The organism is Streptococcus mitis, assembly GCF_001074635.1.
Classification (GTDB): domain Bacteria; phylum Bacillota; class Bacilli; order Lactobacillales; family Streptococcaceae; genus Streptococcus; species Streptococcus mitis_E.
This window is the reverse complement of sequence record NZ_JUQO01000110.1, coordinates 1-797: the sequence shown is the minus strand read 5'-3', so window position 1 is coordinate 797 and position 797 is coordinate 1. Positions and strand designations below refer to the sequence as shown.

Below are 797 nucleotides of genomic sequence, written 5' to 3'. Positions count from 1 at the left end.
GTCAAACCAAGAATAGCATGTCCTTTTTCAACTTCCAAATAGTGGGCAATCTTTTCTTTAGCAAGACGAGCATAGATGGTCTGCTGTGATTTGCCGATACGATAGCCATGTTTTTGCAAGGTTTGGAAGAAATGACTGGTGATTTCTTCTTTTTTAAAGTCCTTAATGAATTTCTCAGGAATAGAAGCAACTTCATAAACCAGAGGAACTTGGTCGGCATAGCGTACCCGCTCCATTCGGATAATATTCTCTGTTGGAGAAATTCCTAGCTTGGCTACTTCTTGTTCATTGGGAATGGTTTTTCTGTAAGAAATGAGCTGGCTAGAGGGGACTTTGCCCTGGGACTTAACAATTTCAGTAAAACTGGTTGTCCCTCGCATCTTTTCTTGTACTCGAGTACTGGAAACAAAGGTGCCGCTTCCTACACGACGCTCTAAAACGCCTTCTTCGACTAATAGAGATACAGCTTGGCGAAGGGTCATGCGACTGACTGCAAACTGCTCTGCTAAATCTCGTTCACTGGGAAGTCTCTCACCAATGGCCCAACGATGTTCGTCAATATCCTTTTTAATCTGATCATGAATTTTCATATAAGCAGGTAGCATATTTTTCACTTCATTTCTATCTTTTCTCTATTGTACCTCAATAAACTAGAAAAAGTCAATCTTCGCCTTGTTTATACTCTTCGAAAATCTCTTCAAACCACGTCAGCGTCGCCTTGGATTATATATGTGACTGACTTTGTCAGTCTTATCTACAACCTCAAAGCAGTGCTTTGAGCAGCCTGCGGCTAGCTT

Annotated in this window: 1 protein-coding gene; it reads right to left on the bottom strand. The window is 41.4% G+C overall.

The window, feature by feature from the left end:
* The coding region (locus ADI58_RS04655) for a GntR family transcriptional regulator (protein WP_049521641.1) at window positions 1–605 on the bottom strand (605 nt) is incomplete at its 3' end.
* Window positions 606–797 lie beyond the last annotated feature (192 nt).